The sequence below is a fragment of the Arthrobacter sp. Y3221114 genome, assembly GCF_059092625.1.
The window spans coordinates 160,121-182,508 of sequence record NZ_JBNHHW010000007.1 but is presented as its reverse complement, the minus strand read 5'-3'; the positions used below and the strand labels follow the sequence as shown (position 1 = coordinate 182,508).

Genomic DNA, 22,388 nt, shown 5'->3' with positions numbered 1-22,388 from the left:
GGGTCCGACAGCCCGCATGCAGACGACGCCCCTGCCGTTACCGGTGGGGGCGTTGTCTGCATCAAAGCCGCAGGGCAGGACGGCGGGATGCTGTGCGCTGGAGCAGGTAGTCATCGGCTGAGCAGGGCGTGTCCGTTGGCCCGCCGGCGCCCGCAGATGATCTGATGGGAGTCCCGCCCCACACCAGACAGGCCGGCAGGCAAAACGCCTTCGCCGCCGGCGGGGCCATGCCCGCCGAATGAAGGAAGTACGGAAACAGATGGCTTCGATGCCCGCTGCCGAAATCGACATCACCAACGACCTGGTGCAGCGGTTGCTCTCGGACCAGTTCCCGGACCTCGCCCGGCTGTCCCTGGTGCGGGTGGCCAACGGGTGGGACAACGTGACGTTCAAGCTCGGGTCCGATATGGCCATCCGGCTGCCGCGGCGCGGCGCGGCAGCCGACCTGGTGCTGCACGAACAACGGTGGCTGCCGTCCCTGGCCCCTGAGCTGCCCGTCGCCGTGCCTGCCCCGACGCGCTGCGGCAGCCCGACGTCGTACTATCCGTGGTCCTGGTCGGTGGTGCCGTGGCTGGAGGGCCGGGCTGCCTGGCGCCTCCGGCCGGAGGAGCGGCGTTCGCTGGCCCCGGGGTTGGCGGCGTTCGTGGCCGCGCTGCACCTGCCGGCCCCGTCCGGGGCCCCGGTGAACCCGGTGCGCGGAGTGCCCCTGGCCTCCCGCAACGCGGCCGTGGAGCAGCGCCTGGCCTCCGGGGCCATTCCGGCGGCAGAACGTGTCACGGCGCTGTGGCGCCAGCTGTCCGCCGTGCCCGGGTGGGAAGGACCGGCGCTGTGGCTGCACGGCGACCTCCACCCGGGAAACCTGGTGGTGGACGGCAACCGGTTGGCGGCCGTCATCGACTTTGGGGACATCACGGCGGGGGATCCGGCCACCGACCTGGCTGCCGCCTGGCTGGTGTTCGATTCCCCGGGGCGCCGGGAGTTTATCGCGGCCGTCGAAGCGCGCACCAACGTTTCCCCGGAGACCTGGCAGCGCGGCCGCGGTTGGGCGTTAAACATCGCGACCGTGCTGCTGACCTCCTCCGACGACAACCGGTTGTTGCGCGGCGTGGGGGAGCGGGTGCTGGCCGAAGTCCTGTCCGGGAGCTAGCACCCGCGCCGGAGCCGCAGTAGCATGACCGGATTGCTGCACAGGAATTGCGTCCACAAGGAGGAGTGGCGATGCCCGGTTCTACAGGCCTGCAACTGCATGCAACGGTTTTGGGGCACCGAATCCGTTGGCCTTGGCGGAGTTCTACGGTCGGCTGCTGGGTTGGGACATCCGCACCAACGAGCCCGACTGGGTGACACTGGCCAATCCGGACGGTGGGTCGGGGCTGTCCTTCCAGCTGGAGTCGGATTACCGCCGGCCGGTCTGGCCCGAAGAACCCGGCGAACAGCAAATGCTGATGCACCTGGACATCCTGGTCGACGACCTGGCCGCCGCCTGCCTTCACGCTGAAGCGGCCGGAGCCGAACTGGCCGGATTCCAGCCGCAGGACGACGTCCGGGTGTACTTCGATCCGGCGGGGCATCCGTTCTGCCTCTTCGAACACTAGACGCGCGGGCAGTCAAGCCGCCCCTGCTCCGGTTTGCGACCCTGCTCCACCTCATAAGCGGAGCAGGAGCCCAAACTGGAGCGCCGCCCCGGCCGGCGCTCCGGCTCGGAGCCACGCCTCAGGCCGGCTGTGCCGTGCCGTCGAACAGGCGGGAGCGGATCAGGAAGCGTTTGCCCTCCGGGGCCTCCACCGAGAACCCGCTGCCGCGCCCCTCCACCACGTCCACGGTCAGATGCGTGTGTTTCCAGTACGCGAACTGCTCCCGCGACATCCAGAAGTCCAGGCTCCCGCGGTCGGGAAGGTCGAACGTGCCCAGCAGCACGTCCGCATCGCCGGTGAGGAATTCACCGGCCGGATAGCACATGGGGGAAGATCCGTCGCAGCAGCCGCCGGATTGATGGAACATCAGCGGCCCGTGGGTTTCCATGGGTCCGGCCGGCCTGGTGCTCCCGAGGGCTCAGGCGGCCACCAGGCGCAAGGGCAGCGAGGAGTAGCCCTTCAGCGTGTTGTGCAGGTACGGGACCGGCGCGCCGGTGGGCTCAATCCGTTCCACGTTCCGTGCCAGCCAGGTCAGGACAACATGCATTTCCAGCCGGGTGATCGGCTGGCCGACGCAGCGGTGGATGCCGTTGCCGAAGGCGATCATGCTGGCTGCGTCGCGTTCAATCCGGAAGACGTCCGCATCGGGCCCGAACTGGGCTTCGTCCCGATTGGCAGACCCGAGGAACAGGGCGAGCTTGCTGCCAGCCGCCAGGCTGACGCCGGAAATCTCGGTGTCTGCCGACGTGGTCCGGTAGAACGACTGGAACGGGCTCTCGAAACGCAGCACCTCGTTGATGGCCAGCGAAACCATCTGCGGATTCTTCCGCAGGATGCGCCACTGTTCCGGATGTTCGGCGAAGAGCTTGAGGGCGTTCCCAATGCCGATCACCGTGGTGTCCAGGCCGGCCGACAGCAGCGCGCGCACCACCAGCGGCGCCATGTCCTCCGGCAGTTCGCCACGGTCGACGTACTGCCACAGCTGTTCACCCATCCCGCCGGGACTGAGGTTCTCCCGCCGCGTCCGGTCCATCACCCACTCCGGCGTCCCGGCACCTTGTTCAAAGTAGAAGCGGTGGCGTTCGTTTTCGGGGCCGAAGTGGCTGAAGTTCATAGCCCCATGCGTCAGCAGGTTCTCCTCGCGCCCGTCACGGGGAATGCCGACGGCGTCGCCAAACGCCCGGAGGGGGAACACTTCGGCCAGATCCTTGACGCCGTCGATCGAACCGCGCTCGAGCAGTTCGGGCAGCAACTGGTCGGCGAAGCCCTCGAATCCTGCCCGCAGGGCGCGGGTCCCCTTGGGCGAGATGACCCCGGCCATGGCGTCCCGCATCACGGTGTGCCGCGGCGGGTCCGACTCGAGGATGCCCTGCGGCCTCCAGTTTGGTTCCTTCAGCAGGTCTTTCGGACCCACTCCCGCTCCCGAAATGAACGTTTCATGGTCCGCCAGGATGTCCCGGCACTCGCCGTACCGGGCGAAGGCCGGCACCTGGTACTTCTCCAGCCAAACCGCCGGCCCGGCTGCCCGCATGCGGTCGAACAGCCCGTACGGCTCGGCCAGAACCGCATCCGAATACGGGTCATCGGCGATTACCGGGATGCTGTGATGGGTCATGGTTGCCACGCGTTTGCCTCGCTTGCGTTGTAGGGAAGAAGTGCTTGCGAGCAAAGCTACCGTGCCCGGGACCCGACGGATACTGTGACGCGCTCCACTTCGCCAGAACAGTTACGTAGAGTTGGCCTAGTGATCCGGGCCACAGCCCGGGCGGCCGGGCGCGCCGGCCGCTTTAGCGAAAGGACACCGCGTGAAGGCGCTCTACAAGTCCGGCCCACAGGCCGGCTTCGAGCTGGTCGACCGGCCGGAACCGGAACCCGGCACCGGCGAGGTCAAGATCAAGGTCAACACCACGGGCATTTGCGGCACCGACCTGCACATCCAGGCCTGGGACGACTGGGCCGCGGGTGCGGTCCGGGCGCCGCTGATCCCCGGCCACGAGTTCTATGGCGAGGTCGTGGCCGCCGGCAGCGCCGTGCAGGACGTGCAGATCGGCGACCGGGTTTCGGGGGAGGGCCACATCGTCTGCGGGATCTGCCGGAACTGCCGCGCCGGCCGGCGGCAGATGTGCATCCGCACGGTCAGCGTCGGCGTGCAGCGGGACGGTGCCTTCGCCGAGTTCGTGGTGATCCCCGAAACCAACGTGTGGGTGCACACCGACCCGGCCGTCACGCCCGAACTGGGCGCGGTCTTCGATCCGTTCGGCAACGCCGTGCACACGGCACTGAGCTTTCCGCTGGTCGGCGAAGACGTCCTGATCACCGGCGCCGGGCCCATCGGGCTGATGGCCATAGCGGTGGTCCGCCACGCCGGCGCCCGCAAGATCGCCGTCACCGACGTGTCGGCCGAGCGGCTGGAGCTGGCCAAACAGATGGGCGCCGACATGGTGGTGGACGTCAGCCACGCCCGGGTGGCGGACGCACAACGGCAGCTCGAACTGGTCGAAGGCTTTGACATCGGGCTGGAGATGTCCGGCCGCGGCTCGGCCCTGCGCGCCATGATCGACAACATGACCCACGGCGGCCGGATCGCGCTGCTGGGGCTGCCGGCCGAAGACATCACCATCGACTGGGCCAAGGTGGTCACCCACATGCTCACGCTCAAGGGCATTTACGGGCGCGAGATGTTCGAAACGTGGTACGCGATGAGCGCCATGCTCTCCTCCAGCCCGGCCCTGCACGCGGCGATTTCCTCCGTGATCACCGATGTGCTGCCGGCCGCCGAATGGGAGCGCGGGTTCGAGACGGCCCGGCGGGGGACAAGCGGCAAAGTGGTCCTGGACTGGACCCGGATTTAGGGGAGGGAAGCATGTACGGAACGCTCAAGGACCAGCTGGCCTCGGAGCTGGAGGAGATCCGCGCCGCCGGACTGTTCAAGGCCGAACGGCGCATCACCACCCCGCAGTCCAGCCACATCTCCGCCGGTCCGGATGGATCAACCCGCGAGGTGCTGAACTTCTGCGCCAACAACTACCTGGGGTTGGCCGACCATCCGGACATCATCGCCACCGCGAAGGCCGCCCTGGACGAACGCGGATTCGGCATGGCCAGCGTGCGCTTCATCTGCGGCACGCAGGATCTTCACCTGCAGTTGGAGCGGGAAGTGTCGCGCTTCCTGGGCACCGAGGACACCATCCTGTTCTCGTCCTGTTTCGACGCCAACGGCGGGGTCTTCGAATCGTTGTTCGGGCCGGAGGACGCCATCATCTCGGACGCGCTGAACCATGCCTCGATCATCGACGGCATCCGGCTGTCCAAGGCCGGGCGGTTCCGCTACGCCAATCGGGACATGGCCGAACTCCAGGAGCGGCTGCAGCAGGCTGCGGCCATGAACGACGGCGCCGGCGCCCGGCGGACCGTGATCGTTACCGACGGCGTGTTCTCCATGGACGGTTACCTGGCCCCGTTGGAACGGATCTGCGAACTGGCCGAGGAATACGGCGCGCTGGTGATGGTCGACGACTCGCACGCCGTCGGCTTCATGGGTGCCAACGGTGCCGGCACCCCGGAGCATGCCGGGGTGGCTGACAGGGTGGACATCTACACCGGCACCTTCGGCAAGGCGCTGGGCGGTGCCTCCGGCGGTTACGTGTCCGGCCGCCGCGAGATCGTTGCCGCGCTGCGGCAAAAGGCCCGGCCCTATCTGTTCTCGAACTCGGTCGCGCCGGCCATCGTGGCCGCCACCTTGAAGGCGCTGGAGCTGGTGGGCGGTTCGGCCGACCTTCGGTCCCGGCTGCAGGACAACACCGCGTTGTTCCGCCGGCGGATGGCCGAGGAAGGGTTCGACCTGCTGGAAGGCGGGCATCCGATCGTCCCGGTGATGTTCCACGACGCGGTCCTCGCCGGGCGGGTGGCGGAGGCCATGCTCGCCCACGGCGTGTACGTCACGGCCTTCAGCTATCCGGTGGTGCCCAAGGGCGCAGCGCGGATCCGCGTGCAGCTCTCGGCCGCCCACAGCGCCGACGACGTCGAGGCCTGCGTCGCGGCGTTCGTCGCCTCCCGGCATGAGGTCCAGCAGGCCTGACACTGCGCGCGGCTCGGTGCGGCCCGCAGCGGACGCTGCAGGCCACTGGACCGGCTGCCCGGGGGCCGCGTCCAGGGGCGCGGACCACTGGCTGACCGCCCGGCCGCGGGCCCGGCTACTCGGCCCGGCCCGCGGTTTCCGCTTCGAAGGCGCGGTAGAAGCGCAGGCCGAGTTCGCGGGCGCCGGCGGCACTGTAGTGGATCTGTTCGGCGTCCTGGCTGGCGCCGGACGGGCCCTCGACGAACGCAGTCTGCAACCGCTGCGTCGCCACGGAGCGGTGGGCGGCCTCGATGCCGCGTCGCCGCGGGTCGTCGGGCAGCCATTCGGGCACCATGCCGCCGATCAGGAACGGCACCGGCCCCAGCGAGTCGCGGACGAGATCGATAATCTGCAGCAACTTGCGGCGGTACCAGGCCTCCGAGGCACCCAGCACCGCGTCGGACTCGCCCTGGTGCCACAGGACCGCCACCAGACGGTTGCGCGGATTCAGTGAGAGCGCCTGCCGGGCGGCATCCAGCGCGCGGCGGCACAGGTTCGTTCGGGCGGCTTTGTTGTCCGGATCCCAGGAGTAGTCGGCGTTGCCGGTGATCGAGGTGCCGCCCAGGGCGGCGGGCACCAACAGCACCTTGCGGCCGGCCGGTTGCGCCAGCCACAGCTGCCGCGCGAATTCGAGACCCGGGCCCACCGCGGGCCGTCCGGCGACCCACACGCTGGAGACATGGCAGAGCGGTTCGCTGGCCGTGATGACGTGGCCGGCGGACGGGCCGGACCCCGCCAGTTGGTCGATGCCGTCCAGCTCCACATCGATGGCGGGGTCGAAGGGGAGGCCGCAGCCCTGCATGTTCGACTGGCCCAGCAACAGGACGATGTCATGCCCGGCCCGCCGGGGATCGACGCGCCCGTTGGGAGCGGTTTGCGCGGCGGCTGCCGGGGCGAGGATCCGGAGCAGCGCCCGGTGGGTGGCCGACGTCGGGTCCGCCACCAACCGCGCAATCTGTTCGTCGTCCGCCGGGGAATCCGGCCGGGCCGCGGCAGCTCCCGCCGTGCCCAGGGCGCCTGCACCGATGCCGACCGCCAGCACGGGAACCGTCCGCTGCAGCAGCTTACGCCGGCTCGGCGTTCCCTCGGGTGTGTTGGCGACCATGCGGCAGGTCCTTCTGGTGCCGGCCCCCAAAGTTGCTGCGCCGCGTCCGGTCCGGCCTGCCGGACGCGACGGCTGTCGGGCACCAGTCTATGCCGAACTCATCAGCTCAGTGCCGTGCCTGCTGCCTTTTCGACGGCGTCCACCAGCACGCCGCTGTCCACCAACAGGCGGACCGCCTCGATCTCCGGCGAGAGATAACGGTCGGTGTCCGGGCCGGCGACCGTTTTGCGGATCTCCCGGCGCACCGCGGTGACGGCGGGGGCGCTGCGGGAGGTCTCCACGCCGCCGTCGCGCATGTCCAGGGCGCGGGCACTCGTGAGCAGCTCGATGGCCAGCACCCGGGTCAGCCCGTCCAGGGCGCGGCGCAGCTTCAGCCCCGCGGACCACCCCATGGAGACATGGTCTTCCTGCATGGCCGAGGACGGGATGGAATCCACCGACGCCGGGTTGGCCAGCCGCTTGAGCTCGCTGACAATGCCCGCCTGGGTGTACTGGGCGATCATGTGCCCGGAGTCCACCCCCGGATCATCGGCCAGGAAAGCGTTCAGGCCATGGCTGCGGGCGGTGTCCAGGAACCGGTCGGTGCGGCGTTCGCTCATCGATGCAAGGTCCGCCACCGCGATGGCCAGGAAATCCAGCGCGTAGCCCACCGGTGCGCCGTGGAAGTTGCCGTTGGACTCCACCCGGCCGTCGGGGGTGACCACGGGATTGTCGACGGCGGAAGCCAGTTCGTAGCCGGCCACCGATTCCACGTGGGCAAGCGTGGCGCGCGCCGCTCCGTGCACCTGGGGTGCGCAGCGCAGGGAGTACGCATCCTGGACCCGGGTGAACCGGTGCTGGGCATCGGCTCCTGCGGACTTTTGCTCTTCGATCAGGACGGAACCGGACAGGATGGTGCGCATGTTGGCCGCGGCAGCGATCTGGCCGGGGTGCGGCCGGAGCGCGTGCAGGTCTTCGGCCAGCACCGAGTCGGTGCCGAGCAGGCCTTCGATGCTCATGGCGGCGGCGAGGTCGGCCGTTTTCAGCAGCCGGTGCAGGTCGGCCGACGCCATGATCAACATGCCCAGCATGCCGTCGGTGCCGTTGATCAGCGCCAGGCCTTCCTTCTCCCGCAGCTCCACCGGCTCGAGGCCCGCGGCCGCCAGGGCCTCTGCGGCCGCCACCAGTTCACCGTCCCTGGTGCGGACCTGGCCTTCACCCATCAGGGCGAGCGCGCAGTGGGCCAGCGGCGCGAGGTCCCCGGAGCAGCCCAGGGAACCGTATTCGCCGACCACCGGGGTGATGCCGGCGTTGAGGATGCCCGCGTAGGCCTGCGCCACCAGCGGGCGGACGCCGGTGCGGCCCGTGGCCATCGTGGCGAGCCGGTTAAGCATCAGCCCGCGCACCACCTCCCGGTCCACCTCGGCCCCTGACGAGGCAGCGTGGCTGCGGATCAGGCTGCGCTGCAGCTGGGTGCGCAGCTGAACCGGGATCTGCTTGGTGGCCAGGGCACCGAAGCCGGTGCTCACCCCGTAGTGCGGCACGTCGTCGTCCACCAAGGCCTCGATCACCTTGCGTGATTCGGCCATGGCCTGCAGCGACTCTTCGCTGAGTTCGACGGCGGCGCCGTGGCGGCCGACGGCGACAACCTCGGCGGGGGAGAGCGGTCCGACAGAGACGGAGACGGGGGCGGTCTGAAGCTGGGACATGGTGCCTTTCGAAAGTAGTGGAGTGCGGGGCGGGGGCGGGGATCAGTCCGCGATCAGTGCATCATAGTCGGGCTCGTTCTCCAGCACGCCATACTTGGTGGCCGCCGACCCCAGCTTCTGCAGGCCCTCCATGTTGACCTCCGGATACCAGCGGGACATCACTACCGTCTCGGCCAACTCGGGCGTGACCTTGGCATAATCCTGGATGATGGTGCGCACCTCGTCGTCGTTCTCGGAGGCGAACTTGAACGACTTCTCCAGCGCCCGGCGGAAGCGCTCCACGAGCTCGGGGTCCTCCTGCAGGGTTTGCTCGGAGGCGAAGTAGAAGGCCGAATCGAAGTCGTCGGTGAGGTCGGTCATCGGGCTGGCCACGATCTTTCCGCCGGCGTCCAGGATCTGGGTCCGGAACGGCTCCGTGGTCCAGGCGGCGTCGACGTCGCCGCGCTCCAGCGCCGCGGGCATGTTGGGGTACGGCATTTCGACGAAGTCGACGGCGTCCGGGTCGCCGCCGGCCTGCTCCACGGAGTTCCGGATGGTGACGTCGGCGAAGTTGTTCAGCGCGTTCACGGCCACCGTCTTGCCCACCAGGTCGGCGGCGCTCTCGATGCCGCTGTCCGGCATGGCCGCCACCTCGGTGACGTCTTCGCCGGGGACATTGGTGGAGCTCGAGCCGTTGGAGACCACCGTGATCGGCAGCCCCTTGTCCCGGGCGATCAGCAGCGAGACGACGTTGGAGTAGCCGAACTGGTATTCGCCGGTCATGACCGCCGGCACGATGGCCGCGCCGCCTTGTGCCAGCTGGACAGACAACTGGATGCCTTCGTCCTCGAAGTACCCCTCCTGCATGCCCAGATAGACCGGGGCAACGTCCGTGATCGGAATCAGGCCAAGATTCACCTGGTCCAGGCCGGCGTCCGCCGGCGCTCCCGCGGTTTCCGTTCCGCCGCCGGTTGACGACGGGCTGCCGGAGCCGCAGCCCGTCAGCATGAGCGTGCCGGCCAGCGCCGCCGCCGAGGCGGTCGCAAGCAGGGAGCGGCGGGGCGTGGGGGCCACGAACAACTGTGGGCGCATCAGGATCTCCTTGTTCTGCCGGTACGCGGCATACCTGTTTCGAGCAATAAAACGACCGGGCTGATACCCGAAGCTACCCATCCAGCGATGCCCCGGTCAAGGGTTTTCGGCTAAATTCTTGCCGCTCAATGAAATTGATGTTTTACTGGCTGCAATATTGCACAGTCAACGGAGGGCAGGCATGGCGACGACCGCGGATCCCACGACCCGGGCGGCGGACCGCACCCTGGCGCTGCTGCGCATCGTCTGCGAGAACGACGGCGTCAAGCTCGCCGATGCGGCCAAGGCGGTGGGCCTGTCGGCGTCGACCGCGCTGCGCCTGCTGCGCACGCTGGAAGCCAACGGGTTCGCAGCCAAACGGGACAACGCGCTCTACCGGCCCGGCTTCCGGATGGTGCAGCTGGGCGTGCAGGCCCTCAGCCACGAGTCGCTGGTCGATGCGGGCCGGGACGTCCTGCGCACGCTGGTGGACCAGACGGGGGAATCGGCGTACCTCAGCGTGACCGCCGGCAACGACCACGGGCTGTACATATCCATCGAAGAGGGCACCCACACCGTGCGCCACGTGAACTGGGTGGGCCGGACCTTCCCGATCGAGGGCAGCGCGGCCGGGGCGGCGCTCAGCGGACGGGTGGACCGGGGCGGGTTCACCGTGCAGGCGGACAGCGTGGAGCCCGACGTTACCGCGGTCGCGGCTCCGGTCATCGCCGGAGACAAAGTCATCGCCGCGCTGAGCATCGTCGCGCCCAGTTACCGCACCACCGCCGAAGCGGCCGAGAAATTCGGACTGCTGCTGGCCGAACAGGCGGGCACGCTCTTCACCGCGCCGGAATTGGCGGCGGCACCTAGGACCGAAGAACAAGATCAGGCACGTACTTCCACGCCGGAAAGGGCATAACAATGACGTTCACCCAGCACGATCCTTCCCGCAGCATCCGGGCCCCCAGGGGCACCGCGCTGACCGCCAAGAGCTGGCAGAGCGAGGCCCCGCTTCGGATGCTGATGAACAACCTGGATCCGGAAGTGGCGGAGCGTCCCGAGGACCTGGTGGTCTACGGCGGCACCGGCCGCGCGGCACGCTCCTGGGAAGCCTACGACGCGATCGTCAAGACGCTGGCGGAACTCGAGGACGACGAGACGCTGCTGGTCCAGTCCGGCAAGCCCGTGGGCGTGCTGCGGACCAATCCCTGGGCGCCGCGCGTGCTCATCGCCAACTCGAACCTGGTGGGCGACTGGGCCAACTGGCCGGAATTCCGCCGCCTCGAGGCCGAAGGGCTGATGATGTACGGCCAGATGACGGCCGGGTCCTGGATCTACATCGGCACCCAGGGAATTCTGCAGGGCACCTTCGAGACCTTCGCCGCCGTCGGGGCCAAGCTGCACGAGGCCGGCAGGACCGCCGCGCCCTCCCTGGCCGGAACGGTGACGCTGACCGGTGGCTGCGGCGGCATGGGCGGAGCCCAGCCACTGGCGGTCACGCTCAACGACGGCGCCTGCCTGATCGTTGACGTGGATGAGGCCAGGCTGCGCCGCCGCGTGGGCAAGCGCTACCTGGACGAGGTGGAGACCGACCTGGACACCGCCGTCGCGAAGGTCATGAAGGCCAAGGAAGAAGGCCGCGGCTGGTCGGTGGGCTACGTGGGCAATGCCGCGGAGGTGTTCCCGGAGATCCTGCGCCGGCATCGGGCCGGCGAGATCACCGTGGACGTGGTCACCGACCAGACCTCCGCGCACGATCCGCTGTCTTACCTGCCGGAGGGCATTTCCGTGGCGGACTGGCAGCGCGAGGCCCAGGCCGATCCGGACGGCTTCACCAAGAAGGCGCAGGCGTCGATGGCCCGGCACGTGCAGGCCATGGTGGAGTTCCAGGACGCCGGCGCCGAGGTGTTCGACTACGGCAACTCGATCCGCGACGAGGCACGCAAGGGCGGCTACGAGCGCGCGTTCGAGTTCCCGGGCTTCGTCCCGGCCTACATCCGGCCGCTGTTCTGCGAGGGACTGGGCCCGTTCCGCTGGGTGGCGCTCTCCGGCGACCCGCAGGACATCGCCGTGACCGACGCCGCGCTGAAGGAACTCTTTCCGGAGAACGAGCACCTGCACCGGTGGCTGGACGCCGCCGCCGAGCGGGTGGAGTTCGAGGGGCTGCCGGCGCGGATATGCTGGCTCGGCTACGGCGAGCGGCACCAGGCCGGGCTGCTCTTCAACCGGCTGGTGGCCGAGGGCAAGGTCTCGGCGCCGATCGTGATCGGCCGCGACCACCTGGACTCCGGCTCCGTCGCCTCGCCGTACCGGGAGACCGAGGCGATGGCGGACGGCTCGGACGCCATCGCGGACTGGCCGCTGCTGAACGCCCTGACCGCCGCGAGCTCGGGGGCAACCTGGGTGTCCATCCACCACGGCGGCGGGGTCGGCATCGGCCGTTCCATCCACGCCGGCCAGGTATCCGTGGCGGACGGCACCGAGCTGGCCGCGCAGAAGCTGGAGCGGCTGCTGGCCAACGACCCCGGCATGGGAGTGATCCGGCACGTGGACGCCGGCTACGACCGCGCCGTCGAAGTCGCGGCCGAACGGGGCGTCCACATCCCGATGAGCAAATAGGCGGCCGGCAGATGCAGACTGTCACCTCGCTGCTGGAATCCATTGCCGACGTCGGCCGCGACGCTCAGCGCGGCGGATACTCGCGGCCGGTCTACTCCACCGCGGAACTGGGCCTGCGCGACTGGTTCGTCGACCAGGCCCAACGCCGCGGCCTGGGCGTGGAGACGGACCGCAACGGCATCATCTGGGCGTGGTGGGGCGAGCCGCAGCGCGGCGCGCTGGTCACCGGCAGCCATCTGGATTCGGTTCCCGGCGGCGGCGCCTTCGACGGGCCGCTGGGCGTCGCGTCCGCGCTCGCCGCCGTCGACGTCCTCAAGGAGCGAGGCATCCAGCCGAACAGGCCGCTGGCCCTCACCGTCTTCCCGGAAGAAGAAGGCTCGCGGTTCGGTGTGGCGTGCCTGGGCTCGCGGCTGCTGGCCGGCGCGATCGATCCCGACAAGGCCCGGAACCTTCGCGACGAGAGCGGCAACACCTTCGCCGACGTAGCCCGGGCCAACGGGCTGGATCCTGCGCACATCGGGCGCGACGACGAGGCGCTGGCGCGGATCGGCGACTTCGTCGAGCTGCATGTGGAGCAGGGCCGCGGCCTGGGCGAGGACGGACCGGCCATCGCCGTCGGCAGTTCCATCCTGGGCCACGGGCGGTGGCGCATCAGTGTTTCCGGCCAGGGCAACCACGCCGGCACCACCCTGATGGCCGACCGCGCCGACCCGATGGTTGCCGCCGCTCAGATCATCCTGGCCGTGCAGCAGGCCGCCGCCAGGCAGCCCGACGCCCGGGCCACCGTCGGGCGGATCCAGCCGGTGCCCGGCGGGACCAACGTGATCGCCTCGCGCGTGGATCTGTGGCTGGATGCCCGCCACCCGGACGACGCCGTCACCGCGCACTTGGTCGAAACGATTCACGGAAAGGCGCAGAAGATCGCCGCGTTCGAGGGCTGCTCCGCGTCGCTGACGGAAGAGTCCTACAGCGGAACCGTGCACTTCGACTCCGCGCTGCAGCGCCAACTGGAGAACGCCCTGCCCGGCGCGCCGGTGCTGGCCACTGGCGCAGGGCACGACGCCGGAGTGCTGGCCTCGCGTGTGCCGTCCGGCATGCTGTTCGTGAAAAACCCGTCCGGCATTTCCCACTCCCCGGAAGAATACGTGGAGCCCTGGGACGCGGACGCCGGCGCGGAAGCCTTGGCGGATGTGCTCGAGGCCCTGCTGTGAGCAGTATTTGGTGCGAACGCGCCTGGCTGAGCCCGGACGGCGTGTCCGACGGAGTCCTGGTTGAATGCGACGACGGCGGAACCGTGACGCGGGTGGCTGCGGCGCCCCGGCCCGATCCGGCCGATGGCGCGCTGGTGCTCGACGGCGTGGTCTTTCCCGCCGCCGCCAACGCACACTCACACGCGTTCCACCGGGTGCTGCGGGGCCGCACGCACACCGGCCGGGGCGACTTCTGGACCTGGCGGGAGCAGATGTACCGCGCGGCCGGGATCCTGACGCCGGAGAACTACGAGCGCCTGGCCACGGCCGTGTTCGCGGAGATGGTGGCGGCCGGCTTCAGCAGCGTTGCGGAGTTCCACTACGTCCACCACCGCCCGGACGGAACCCCGTACGGAGCCACATCGCCGGACCGCGGGAGCCGCGACGGGCAGCAGGCCAGCGGCGACGACCCCGACAGCGCCGGGTATGGCGGGCACGCGATGGAGCTGGCGCTGTGCCGGGCCGCCGAGGCGGCCGGCATCCGGCTGACGCTGCTGGACACCTGCTACCTGTCCGGGGGCATCGGCACCCCGCTGGCCCCGGAGCAGCAGCGCTTCGGCGATCGCGACGTGCAGGCCTGGCTGGCCCGGCTGGACTCGCTGCGCCGCGTCGTTGCGGACCGGTTCGACCCGGCCCGCATCACGGTGGGCGCCGCCCTGCACTCGGTCCGCGGCGTGCCCGAGGCGGCGCTGCCGTTCATCGCCGAGCACCTGCCCGCCGGGCTGCCGCTGCACATCCACCTCTCCGAGCAGCCGGCCGAGAACGAGGCCTGCCTGGCCGCCTACGGCGTGACACCGGCCGGCCTGCTGGCCCGGCACGGGTTGCTGTCGCCGCGCCTGAGCGCCGTCCACGCCACCCACCTGACCGGCGAAGACATCGCGCTGCTCGGGAAGGCCGGTGCCACGGTGGTGATGTGCCCGACCACGGAGGCGGACCTGGCCGACGGAATCGGCCCGGCCCGGGAGCTGGCAGACGCCGGCGCCCGGATCGCCGTTGGCACCGACCAGCATGCCGTCATTGATCCGTGGCTGGAGATGCGGGCGCTGGAACACGGCGAGCGGCTGGCCAGCGGCCAGCGCGGCCGGTTTGCGCCGGCCGAGCTGCTGGGGTCGGCGTCCGCCGGAGCCGCCGCCGCGATGGGCACCCCGGTGGCCGGCATCGCCGTCGGAATGGCCTGCGATCTGGTGGCCGTGAACCCCGGCACTGTCCGCACGGTAGGCTCAGAGCCCGGGCAATTGCCGCTGAGCGCCAGCGCAGCGGACGTTTCCGCCGTCGTCGTTGCCGGTGACTTGCTGGCCGTCAACGGCCGCCACCGGCGCCTGGGTTGGCCGGCCGAGCTGCTGGCCGACGCCCTGAAGGAGTTTGAATGAGTACTGTCGTCACCAACATCGGCGAACTGCACACGCAGGACCCGGCCCGCGGCGCGGGCTCTGTGCTGCACGATGCCGCGGTGATCATCGAGGGGGAGCGCATCGCGTGGCTCGGCCCCGCGGCCCAGGCCCCCGATGCCGACGAGCAGTTCGACGCCGGCGGCCGGGCCGTGCTGCCGGGCTGGGTGGATTCGCACACGCACCTGGTCTTTGCCGGAGACCGCACCGCCGAGTTCGAAGCCCGGATGGCGGGCGAGTCCTACCAGGCAGGCGGTATCGCCGTCACCACCGGGGCAACCCGCGAAGCCAGCGACTACGATCTCACCCGCCTGCTGCTGGCCCGGGTGGCGGAGGCGGCTGCCGGCGGCACCACCTACCTGGAGACCAAGACCGGCTATGGCCTGGACGTGGAGCAGGAGGCCCGCAGTGCCCGCATCGCGTCCACGGTGGCGGATGAAGTCACGTATCTCGGGGCGCACCTGGTGCCGGACGGCATCGACGCCGACGACTACACCGATCTGGTCTGCGGGGACATGCTCGCAGCCGTCAGGCCGTACGTGCAGTGGGCTGACGTGTTCTGCGAACGCGGCGCCTTCACCGAGGCCCAGTCGCGCCGCGTGCTGGCTGCCTGCCGCGACGCCGGCCTGGGCCTGCGCGTGCACGGCAACCAGCTGGGTGAAGGTCCCGGGGTGCGGCTCGCCGTGGAATTCGGGGCGGCCAGCGTGGACCACGTGAACTACCTGTCCGACGACGACGTCGCCGCGCTCGCCGGCACCTGGGCGGGCTGGGACCGGGCCAGCGGCACGGGGGAGCGCGGCACGGTGGCCACCTGCCTGCCGGCCTGCGATTTGTCCACCCGGCAGCCACTGGCGCCCGGCCGGCAACTGCTCGACGCCGGCGTGGAAATCGCCCTGGCGTCCAACTGCAACCCTGGGACCTCGTTCACGAGCTCCATGAACTTCTGCGTCACCACCGCCGTCCTGCAGATGGGACTCAGCGTCCACGAGGCTGTCCGGGCCGCCACCTACGGCGGGGCGCTGGCGCTCGGGCGGCATGCCGGTGTGGACGCGGAAGGCCAGCGTGCCGTGGGCTCCCTCGCCGTCGGACATCGCGCCGACCTGCACCTGCTCAACGCCCCTTCGGCCACCCACCTCGCCTACCGCCCCGGCATGCCCCTGACGGCCGCGGTGTGGCGGGCTGGCGTGCGGTCGGCCGTGGGCGCCTAGGGGCGTGTGGCCCTCCCCGGGCTCCTGACGGCCGGGAGCGGCCTTCAGCCGATGTGTTCGTAGCGGTTGGGGTCCTTGACGTCGTGGCAGTGGGCCAGGACCTCGACGGCACGCTCGGCGTCGTGGTCCTTGAGCGCCTGGAGGATGCTGCGGTGGTCGTGGATGACCTTGGCCTGGTGGTCCGGTCCCTGCCGGTAGGTCAAGGTAATCCGGTGCTGGATGGGGTGGTTCCAGATGGAGGAGATCACGCCGCGCAGGTAGTCGTTGTCCGACGGTTCGATGAGGGCCAGATGGAAGGCCCGGCCCAGCCGGAAGAGTTCACCGCTGTCCTGAGGGTCGACGGTTTCCGTCTCGTCCACGAGGCTGCTGAGCCGCACCAGCTGCTGCGGCGTGTAGGAGCCGATGGCGTCCCGGACCGCGAGTGATTCCAGGGCGTAGCGCACCTTGAAGACGTTCTCGATCTCACGCTCGTCGAGCTGGTTGACGATATAACCCTTGCCCGGGACGAGGGTGGTCAGTCCTTCCAGCGTCAACTGGGTGAGTGCGTCGCGGACGGGCGTGCGGGAGACACCGTATTGTGCCGCCACGGACTCCTGGGCCAGGGCCGAACCCGGTTTGATGGATCCGCTGATGATGTCGGCGCTCAACTGCTCGTGGACGCGGACCGACAGCGGCCTCACGTCATTCGGTATCGCAGCCATGATGGCCTCCTTCTGTTTCCATAGTGCACTCTATAGTCCAGCCTGCGGCAGCACCCGGACGGCGAGGCAAGAAACCCCGAAACGGGGGACTTCCCACCCTCCGGACGAAAGTGCTTGACGTCACACTCCGACTCTGAATACAGTGTATACACACGTGATGGAGGAGAACCTAAAATGTATGTGCTGAACACTTGGTACGTGGCGGCGTGGTCGACGGAGGTCACGCGCAAGCCGGTGCGGCGGGTCATTTGCGAGCAGCCGATCGTCCTGTTCCGGACCCAGGACAACGAAGCCATTGCCCTTGCGGACCGCTGCGCGCACCGCGCCTTCCCGCTCTCCGAAGGCCGAACCATCGGTGATTCGGTGGAGTGCGGATACCACGGCTTCACCTACGGCCCGGACGGCATGTGCACCAAGGTGCCGGCCCAGTCGACAATCCCCGAGCGCGCAAAGGTGCGCAAATACCCGGTGGTGGAGCAGGACGGGTGGATCTGGGTTTGGACCGGCGATCCGGAACTGGCCGACCCGGCCGACGTCCCGGATACCCACTGGATGGTGGATCCCGAGTGGGCCACCGTCACCCATTCGTACCACTTTAAGTGCCGGGCCGGCCTGATCCACGACAACCTGCTGGACCTGACCCATGAGTCCTTCCTGCACAAGACCACCGTGGGGGATGACTACATCTACGAGCACGGCATCACGGTGGAAGTGGAGGGCAACGTGGTCAGCGTCGACCGCCTGATGCCCTCGGTGGAAGCGCCGCCGCTCTACGCCGAAACCATGGACGCCCGCGGACTGTTCGACCGCTTCCACTGCACGGAGTTCTTCGTGCCGAACCTGCATGTTTTGCACTCCGGCATCACCGGAGAGGGCAAGCCGCGCGAAGAGGGCTTCCTGATCAAGGTGCTGAACGGCATCACGCCGATCGATCAGCATAATTCCTGGTACTACTACGCCTTCAGTCGCAACTTCGCCGTCGACAATGAGCAGGCAACCGAGGACCTCCGCGTAGGTCTGGCGACGGTCCTGGACGAGGACGCATCGGCGCTGGAGGCCCAGGAAATCGGGATGCAGACCCGGCCCGAGGGCGAGTTCGATGTCCTGATCGCCCAGGACGGCGGGGTCGCGAAGGCGCGGCGCGTCCTGGCCGCACTGCTGAAAAAAGAGCAGCAGGCCAAGTCCGCCCCCGCTTCGGCCGCCCGCCGGGAGCCGGTTGCTCCCAGGACGGCCTAGGTGCCCGCATGTGGATGCTGATTAGAGCCAACGCGCTCGGTGCGGAGACCTCGGCCGAGTCGGGCGCCAAGATCCTTGCGGCGTGTCCGGATTCAGCCGAGCGCGGCGACCCGTGGCGCTGGACGGTGGCGCTGGATGAAACCGGCCCGGAGCCCGCCGTCGCACTCGAAGCCGACGAGAGTTACATTGCCTCCGAAAGCCAGCGCTACACCGGAAACCACACCGGCACGTTGCAGCGCGTGCCCGGCGAGCAGCTGATTGTGGCCGGACTGGCCGGCGAGGCGCTGGTCGCCGCGCAGGGTGGCCCATGGCAGCGTTGGCTGCGCGCCGGCGACATCTTCATTGTTGAAGGCGAGGACGGCGAGGAAATCCGGCTTTCGCTGGCCGGGGGAGAATGCGCCGTCCAGGTCATCACTCTCGCCCCGCGGAAGGCCAAGGTGCTGCGGTGGGTCCCCTGACCGCTGTTCGCTGACCGTCTGCACCGCGCAATACCCACCGCAGTTGCGACCCACCGGGCAATTGTGCGATCTGGCTGGCACCAGTGGTGGCCGTCGCGCTGCGGCGTCCACCTGGTTTTTCCGCCGCTGCCTGCTGCACCCTGCACCTGAAATTGAAGCACCGAGGCATTGATCGTCTCCTGATCAGTGCGGATATCCATACCGGACAACGCCGTCCGGACCATGAAAGGAAAGTCCATGCGTCATTCACGTCAACGTGCCATCCGTGCCAATCTCCTCACCGGAACGGTGCTGCTGGCCGCGCTGTCCCTGGCCGCCTGCACGAACGCCTCGGGTGCGGCTACCGACTCCGGAACCACAGGCGCTCCGGCCGCTTCCGGCGCTGCGGCGGGATCCGTGGAGATCAATGAAGCAGCCCGGGACCTGCTGCCGGAGGAAATCCTGTCCGCCGGGAAGCTGAAGGTCGCCTCCGACCCGACCTACGCACCGTTCGAGTACTACGACACCGACAACCAGACGATGATCGGCTTCGACGTTGACTTCTCCGATGCCGTCGGCGCGGCGTTGGGACTGGAGGTGGAGCACGTGCCGGCAACGTTCGACACGATTTTGGCGGGCTTGGCCTCCGGGAAGTACGACATGGCGATGTCGGCCTTCTCGGTCACGCCCGAACGCGAGAAGATCGTCGATTTCGTGCCGTACCTCAACACCGGCACGGGCATCGCCGTCGCCCCCGGAAATCCACTGGGCATCTCCATGGACCCCATGACGATGTGCGGAAAGAAGATTGCCGGCCAGAAGGGGTCCATCCAATCGATGGAGTACCTGCCGGAGTTCTCCAAGGAATGCACGGCCGCCGGCAAGGAAGCGATCAAGATCCAGAACTTTCCCGGGCAGACCGACGCCAACCTCGCGCTGACGTCCGGCCGGGTTGACGGGGTCATCGCCGACAGCATGCCGCTGGCCTTCCAGGGGAAGGAAGCCAAGGGCCAGTTCGAACTGGCCGAGGGCGAGGATCACGATCCGGCACCCTTCGGTATCGCCCTGGCCAAGGACACCGGGATGAAGGAAGCCGTAACGGCGGCGGTGAAGGGCATTATCGCCGATGGCTACTACGAGGAAATCGGCGAGAAGTGGGACTTCCCCAAGTCCGTGCTGATCCCGGCCGACGCGCTCGAGGCGAAGTAGCGAAAGAGGAGACCAGCTGATGACTGCCGTGACTGCCCGAAGCGAGCCGGTCGCCAAACCGGTCGATGACTACACCATCGTCAAGGCCAAGCACCCCGGCCGCTGGCTGGCCGCAGCCGTGATCTTCCTGATCGGCGGACTGCTGCTGCACTCCGTCTTCACCAATCCAAACTTCGGTTGGGACGTGGTGGGAATGTACCTGCGCGATATCTCCATCGGCCGCGGCATTCTCGTCACGCTGGGGCTCACGGCGGTCAGCATGGCCATCGGCATCGTGCTCGGCGTGGTCCTTGCCGTCATGCGGCTGTCGGTCAATCCGGTGGTGCGCGTCGCTGCCTTCGCCTACGTGCACTTCTTCCGCGGCACCCCCGTGCTGGTCCAGCTGCTGTTCTGGTTCAATCTGGCGGCGCTGTACCCCGTCATCACCTTGGGGATCCCGGGTGTCCACCTGGACGCGAATCAGTTCATTACGCCGATGACGGCCGCGATCCTCGGCCTCGGTCTGAACCAGGGTGCCTACATGTCCGAAATTGTCCGGGCCGGCATTCTCTCCGTCGACCATGGCCAGACCGAGGCCGCCGGGGCGCTGGGCATCACCAAGCTGCAGACGATGCGCCGGATCGTGCTGCCGCAGGCAATGCGCGTGATCATTCCGCCCACCGGCAACGAAACCATCGGAATGCTCAAGACCACCGCTCTGGTCAGCGTGATCTCGGTGCCGGAGCTGCTGTACTCGGCGCAGATCATCTACGCGCGAACTTTCGAGACCATCCCGCTGCTCATCGTTGCCAGCCTCTGGTACCTGCTGATCACCTCCATCCTCACGATCGGCCAGTACTACCTGGAGCGGCGCTTCGCCCGCGGCAACCAGCGGAACCTGCCGCCGACGCCGATGCAGCAGCTCAAGCGGTTCTTCGCAACGCATGACGCACTCTCCCTGAAAGGCGGCAAGAAATGACAGCAGTGAACGGTGCCGAGCCGATGGTCAAGGCGAACGCGGTCTGCAAGAACTACGGCTCCAACCTTGTCCTGAAGGGGATTGACCTGCATGTCCGGCAGGGCGAGGTGGTCTGCCTTATCGGCCCCTCCGGATCCGGAAAGAGCACGTTTCTGCGATGCATCAACCACTTGGAAGTCATCGACGGCGGAAGGATGTGGGTCAACGGGAAGATCGTGGGCTACGACCTCAAGGGCGGCAGGCTCTACGAGCAAAGCCATAACGATATCTGCCACAGCCGCTCCGACGTCGGCATGGTGTTCCAGCAGTTCAACCTGTTTCCGCACATGACCGTGATGCAGAACCTCATCGAGGCCCCGCGGCTGGTCCGGAAGGAGCGGAAAGCCACAGCTGTGGCGCGGGCCAAGACGCTGCTGGAAAAAGTCGGCTTGAGCGAAAAGGCGGACGCGTACCCGCGCCAGCTCTCCGGCGGGCAGCAGCAGCGGGTGGCGATTGCCCGCGCCCTGTGCATGGAACCGAAACTGATGCTATTCGATGAGCCCACGTCCGCACTGGATCCCGAACTGGTCGGCGAGGTCCTGAAGGTGATGAAGGATCTGGCGATGTCCGGCATGACCATGGTGGTGGTCACGCACGAAATGAATTTCGCCCGCGACGTCGCAGACCGCGTGGTCTTCATGGACGATGGCCACGTCGTGGAAGAGGGGCCGGCCCGTGACGTCATCACCAACCCTCAGAACGAACGCACCAAGGCCTTCCTGGCCTCCGTTCTCGCCGAACCGGCAGCAGCCTGATACCCACTGTGAGCGCAACCATGAATGAAGAATTTTTCGACGTCGAAGTCCGGTCGATCCACCAAGAGTCCAACTGCGTGGTCTCCCTGCAGCTGGCACATCCGCTGGGGGCGGAGCTGCCGGAGTGGGACGCAGGATCCCATGTGGACGTCCTCCTGCCCAATGGGATCCTGCGCCAATACTCGCTGTGCTCCGACCGCACGGACCGTTCCGCCTGGCGCCTGGGGATATTGCGGGAGCCCGAGGGGCGCGGTGGCTCGGCCTACGTCCACGACATGCTCAAGCCGGGCACCAAGATCCAGGTCCGGGGACCGCGCAACAACTTCATCCTGGCTCCTGCCGCCAGCTATCTCTTTATCGCCGGCGGCATCGGTATTACGCCGATCCTGCCCATGATCCGCGCTGCTGCCGAAGCCGGAGTTCCTTGGCGTCTGCTGTATCTGGGCCGAAGCCGCTCATCGATGGCGTTCCTTGAGGAGATCCAGGCGCTTGCGGGCGACGTCCATATCCACGCCGACGACGAAAGCGGCTTCTACCCGCTGGCCGAGCTGCTGGGGGATTTGCAGGCGGGAACACACGTCTACGCCTGCGGCCCCGGGCCGTTGCTCAATGTCATCCAGTCGATCGCCGATGGCTGGGACGCTCCCGGGCGCTTTCATTGTGAGCGGTTCACGGCCACCGGGGAGACCCCGGCGCCACCGGAAGGGGAGAATTCTGCCTTCATGGTCGAACTGGCCGACGGCACCGAGGTCCCGGTGGGCTCGAACGAGTCCATCCTGCAGGCGCTCGAAGCGGTCGGGATCAACCCGCTGAACTCGTGCCGGGAGGGAATCTGCGGAACCTGCGAAACCCCCGTATTGGGTGGCGAGATCGACCACCGCGACTCGCTGCTCTCCGACGATGAACGCGAGGCTTCAGACACCATGATGATCTGTGTCTCCCGCTGCAAGGGCCAGCGCCTGCTGCTGGACTTATAGCGGGAAAAGTTCCCGGC

The 22,388-nt window shown here is 68.4% G+C and carries 20 protein-coding genes and 1 pseudogene; 15 read left to right on the top strand and 6 right to left on the bottom strand.

Annotated features, from left to right (window positions below; genetic code table 11):
* Positions 1–259: 259 nt before the first annotated feature.
* Positions 260–1,147, top strand: coding sequence for an aminoglycoside phosphotransferase family protein (locus AC5RV3_RS15390; protein ID WP_494122863.1), 888 nt, complete (start codon positions 260–262; stop codon positions 1,145–1,147).
* A gap of 127 nt (positions 1,148–1,274) precedes the next feature.
* Positions 1,275–1,595, top strand: coding sequence for a VOC family protein (locus tag AC5RV3_RS15385; RefSeq protein WP_494122862.1), 321 nt, complete (start codon positions 1,275–1,277; stop codon positions 1,593–1,595).
* A gap of 118 nt (positions 1,596–1,713) precedes the next feature.
* Here the strand turns inward: AC5RV3_RS15385 and AC5RV3_RS15380 are convergent.
* Together AC5RV3_RS15380 and AC5RV3_RS15375 are read right to left on the bottom strand one after the other, a co-directional pair.
* Positions 1,714–2,019 (bottom strand): annotated as a pseudogene (locus AC5RV3_RS15380) (DUF779 domain-containing protein); the annotation flags it as partial.
* A 33-nt stretch (positions 2,020–2,052) separates the two neighbouring features.
* Positions 2,053–3,249 carry a cytochrome P450 gene (locus AC5RV3_RS15375; RefSeq protein WP_494122892.1) on the bottom strand — a complete coding sequence of 399 codons (1,197 nt, stop codon included), beginning with the start codon at positions 3,247–3,249 and terminating at the stop codon, positions 2,053–2,055.
* A 190-nt stretch (positions 3,250–3,439) separates the two neighbouring features.
* Between AC5RV3_RS15375 and tdh the strand changes: the two genes are divergently transcribed.
* Both tdh and AC5RV3_RS15365 read left to right on the top strand, forming a co-directional pair.
* Positions 3,440–4,486: an L-threonine 3-dehydrogenase gene (gene tdh, locus AC5RV3_RS15370; protein WP_494122861.1), complete on the top strand. Its 1,047-nt coding sequence runs from the start codon at positions 3,440–3,442 to the stop codon at positions 4,484–4,486.
* Between the two features lie 11 nt (positions 4,487–4,497).
* Complete coding sequence (locus AC5RV3_RS15365; protein ID WP_494122860.1) at positions 4,498–5,712, top strand: glycine C-acetyltransferase; 1,215 nt, start codon at positions 4,498–4,500, stop codon at positions 5,710–5,712.
* A gap of 115 nt (positions 5,713–5,827) precedes the next feature.
* Here AC5RV3_RS15365 and AC5RV3_RS15360 read toward each other — a convergent pair whose 3' ends face one another.
* The 3 genes from AC5RV3_RS15360 to AC5RV3_RS15350 all read right to left on the bottom strand — a co-directional run bounded on the left by AC5RV3_RS15360 (position 5,828) and on the right by AC5RV3_RS15350 (position 9,615).
* Entirely contained in the window at positions 5,828–6,856 is a 1,029-nt protein-coding gene (locus tag AC5RV3_RS15360; RefSeq protein WP_494122859.1) for a sialate O-acetylesterase, read from the bottom strand.
* A gap of 101 nt (positions 6,857–6,957) precedes the next feature.
* The gene (hutH, locus tag AC5RV3_RS15355) at positions 6,958–8,544 is read right to left on the bottom strand and encodes a histidine ammonia-lyase (protein ID WP_494122858.1); all 1,587 of its coding nucleotides are present in this window, start codon (positions 8,542–8,544) and stop codon (positions 6,958–6,960) included.
* Positions 8,545–8,586: 42 nt separating this feature from the next.
* Positions 8,587–9,615 carry an ABC transporter substrate-binding protein gene (locus AC5RV3_RS15350; protein ID WP_494122857.1) on the bottom strand — a complete coding sequence of 343 codons (1,029 nt, stop codon included), beginning with the start codon at positions 9,613–9,615 and terminating at the stop codon, positions 8,587–8,589.
* 181 nt (positions 9,616–9,796) lie between these two features.
* Between AC5RV3_RS15350 and AC5RV3_RS15345 the strand changes: the two genes are divergently transcribed.
* The 5 genes from AC5RV3_RS15345 to hutI are packed head-to-tail and all read left to right on the top strand — an operon-like array spanning position 9,797 to position 16,059.
* On the top strand, positions 9,797–10,513 hold the full coding sequence (locus AC5RV3_RS15345) for an IclR family transcriptional regulator (protein ID WP_494122856.1): 717 nt from the start codon (positions 9,797–9,799) through the stop codon (positions 10,511–10,513).
* A 2-nt stretch (positions 10,514–10,515) separates the two neighbouring features.
* Positions 10,516–12,213, top strand: coding sequence for a urocanate hydratase (hutU, locus tag AC5RV3_RS15340; protein ID WP_494122855.1), 1,698 nt, complete (start codon positions 10,516–10,518; stop codon positions 12,211–12,213).
* An 11-nt stretch (positions 12,214–12,224) separates the two neighbouring features.
* Positions 12,225–13,424 (top strand): allantoate amidohydrolase, encoded by a 1,200-nt coding sequence (locus AC5RV3_RS15335; protein WP_494122854.1) that lies wholly within the window; start codon positions 12,225–12,227, stop codon positions 13,422–13,424.
* The gene (locus AC5RV3_RS15330) at positions 13,421–14,833 is read left to right on the top strand and encodes an amidohydrolase family protein (RefSeq protein ID WP_494122853.1); all 1,413 of its coding nucleotides are present in this window, start codon (positions 13,421–13,423) and stop codon (positions 14,831–14,833) included. Before AC5RV3_RS15335 ends, AC5RV3_RS15330 begins: the two co-directional genes overlap by 4 nt.
* A complete protein-coding gene (gene hutI / locus AC5RV3_RS15325) occupies positions 14,830–16,059 on the top strand; it encodes an imidazolonepropionase (RefSeq protein WP_494122852.1) in 1,230 nt (409 codons plus the stop codon). Before AC5RV3_RS15330 ends, hutI begins: the two co-directional genes overlap by 4 nt.
* Before the next feature lie 44 nt (positions 16,060–16,103).
* Here hutI and AC5RV3_RS15320 read toward each other — a convergent pair whose 3' ends face one another.
* Complete coding sequence (locus tag AC5RV3_RS15320) at positions 16,104–16,760, bottom strand: GntR family transcriptional regulator (RefSeq protein WP_493988083.1); 657 nt, start codon at positions 16,758–16,760, stop codon at positions 16,104–16,106.
* A gap of 174 nt (positions 16,761–16,934) precedes the next feature.
* On the opposite strand from AC5RV3_RS15320, the gene AC5RV3_RS15315 reads away from it, so the two are divergent.
* The 6 genes from AC5RV3_RS15315 (at position 16,935) to AC5RV3_RS15290 (ending at position 22,371) form a co-directional block, all read left to right on the top strand.
* Positions 16,935–17,996 carry an aromatic ring-hydroxylating dioxygenase subunit alpha gene (locus AC5RV3_RS15315; RefSeq protein WP_494122851.1) on the top strand — a complete coding sequence of 354 codons (1,062 nt, stop codon included), beginning with the start codon at positions 16,935–16,937 and terminating at the stop codon, positions 17,994–17,996.
* Positions 17,997–18,004: 8 nt separating this feature from the next.
* Positions 18,005–18,454, top strand: a complete 450-nt coding sequence (locus tag AC5RV3_RS15310; protein ID WP_494122850.1) for a hypothetical protein — start codon at positions 18,005–18,007, stop codon at positions 18,452–18,454.
* Between the two features lie 237 nt (positions 18,455–18,691).
* Complete coding sequence (locus tag AC5RV3_RS15305; protein WP_494122849.1) at positions 18,692–19,642, top strand: ABC transporter substrate-binding protein; 951 nt, start codon at positions 18,692–18,694, stop codon at positions 19,640–19,642.
* A gap of 19 nt (positions 19,643–19,661) precedes the next feature.
* Complete coding sequence (locus AC5RV3_RS15300) at positions 19,662–20,600, top strand: amino acid ABC transporter permease (protein WP_493988087.1); 939 nt, start codon at positions 19,662–19,664, stop codon at positions 20,598–20,600.
* On the top strand, positions 20,597–21,394 hold the full coding sequence (locus AC5RV3_RS15295) for an amino acid ABC transporter ATP-binding protein (protein ID WP_494122848.1): 798 nt from the start codon (positions 20,597–20,599) through the stop codon (positions 21,392–21,394). Before AC5RV3_RS15300 ends, AC5RV3_RS15295 begins: the two co-directional genes overlap by 4 nt.
* 8 nt (positions 21,395–21,402) lie before the next feature.
* Positions 21,403–22,371 carry a PDR/VanB family oxidoreductase gene (locus tag AC5RV3_RS15290; RefSeq protein ID WP_494122847.1) on the top strand — a complete coding sequence of 323 codons (969 nt, stop codon included), beginning with the start codon at positions 21,403–21,405 and terminating at the stop codon, positions 22,369–22,371.
* The last annotated feature ends 17 nt before the right edge of the window (positions 22,372–22,388 follow it).

What these genes read in the sequence shown, in the direction of transcription:
- AC5RV3_RS15300 (WP_493988087.1), top strand. Translation starts at nt 19,662, where the DNA reads ATGACTGCCGTGACTGCCCGAAGCGAGCCGGTCGCCAAACCGGTCGAT.
- AC5RV3_RS15315 (WP_494122851.1), top strand. Translation starts at nt 16,935, where the DNA reads ATGTATGTGCTGAACACTTGGTACGTGGCGGCGTGGTCGACGGAGGTC.
- AC5RV3_RS15350 (WP_494122857.1), bottom strand. Translation starts at nt 9,615, where the DNA reads ATGCGCCCACAGTTGTTCGTGGCCCCCACGCCCCGCCGCTCCCTGCTT.
- AC5RV3_RS15345 (WP_494122856.1), top strand. Translation starts at nt 9,797, where the DNA reads ATGGCGACGACCGCGGATCCCACGACCCGGGCGGCGGACCGCACCCTG.
- hutH (WP_494122858.1), bottom strand. Translation starts at nt 8,544, where the DNA reads ATGTCCCAGCTTCAGACCGCCCCCGTCTCCGTCTCTGTCGGACCGCTC.
- AC5RV3_RS15360 (WP_494122859.1), bottom strand. Translation starts at nt 6,856, where the DNA reads ATGGTCGCCAACACACCCGAGGGAACGCCGAGCCGGCGTAAGCTGCTG.
- AC5RV3_RS15320 (WP_493988083.1), bottom strand. Translation starts at nt 16,760, where the DNA reads ATGGCTGCGATACCGAATGACGTGAGGCCGCTGTCGGTCCGCGTCCAC.
- AC5RV3_RS15295 (WP_494122848.1), top strand. Translation starts at nt 20,597, where the DNA reads ATGACAGCAGTGAACGGTGCCGAGCCGATGGTCAAGGCGAACGCGGTC.
- AC5RV3_RS15375 (WP_494122892.1), bottom strand. Translation starts at nt 3,249, where the DNA reads ATGACCCATCACAGCATCCCGGTAATCGCCGATGACCCGTATTCGGAT.
- hutI (WP_494122852.1), top strand. Translation starts at nt 14,830, where the DNA reads ATGAGTACTGTCGTCACCAACATCGGCGAACTGCACACGCAGGACCCG.
- hutU (WP_494122855.1), top strand. Translation starts at nt 10,516, where the DNA reads ATGACGTTCACCCAGCACGATCCTTCCCGCAGCATCCGGGCCCCCAGG.
- AC5RV3_RS15365 (WP_494122860.1), top strand. Translation starts at nt 4,498, where the DNA reads ATGTACGGAACGCTCAAGGACCAGCTGGCCTCGGAGCTGGAGGAGATC.
- AC5RV3_RS15310 (WP_494122850.1), top strand. Translation starts at nt 18,005, where the DNA reads ATGTGGATGCTGATTAGAGCCAACGCGCTCGGTGCGGAGACCTCGGCC.
- AC5RV3_RS15335 (WP_494122854.1), top strand. Translation starts at nt 12,225, where the DNA reads ATGCAGACTGTCACCTCGCTGCTGGAATCCATTGCCGACGTCGGCCGC.
- AC5RV3_RS15390 (WP_494122863.1), top strand. Translation starts at nt 260, where the DNA reads ATGGCTTCGATGCCCGCTGCCGAAATCGACATCACCAACGACCTGGTG.
- AC5RV3_RS15305 (WP_494122849.1), top strand. Translation starts at nt 18,692, where the DNA reads ATGCGTCATTCACGTCAACGTGCCATCCGTGCCAATCTCCTCACCGGA.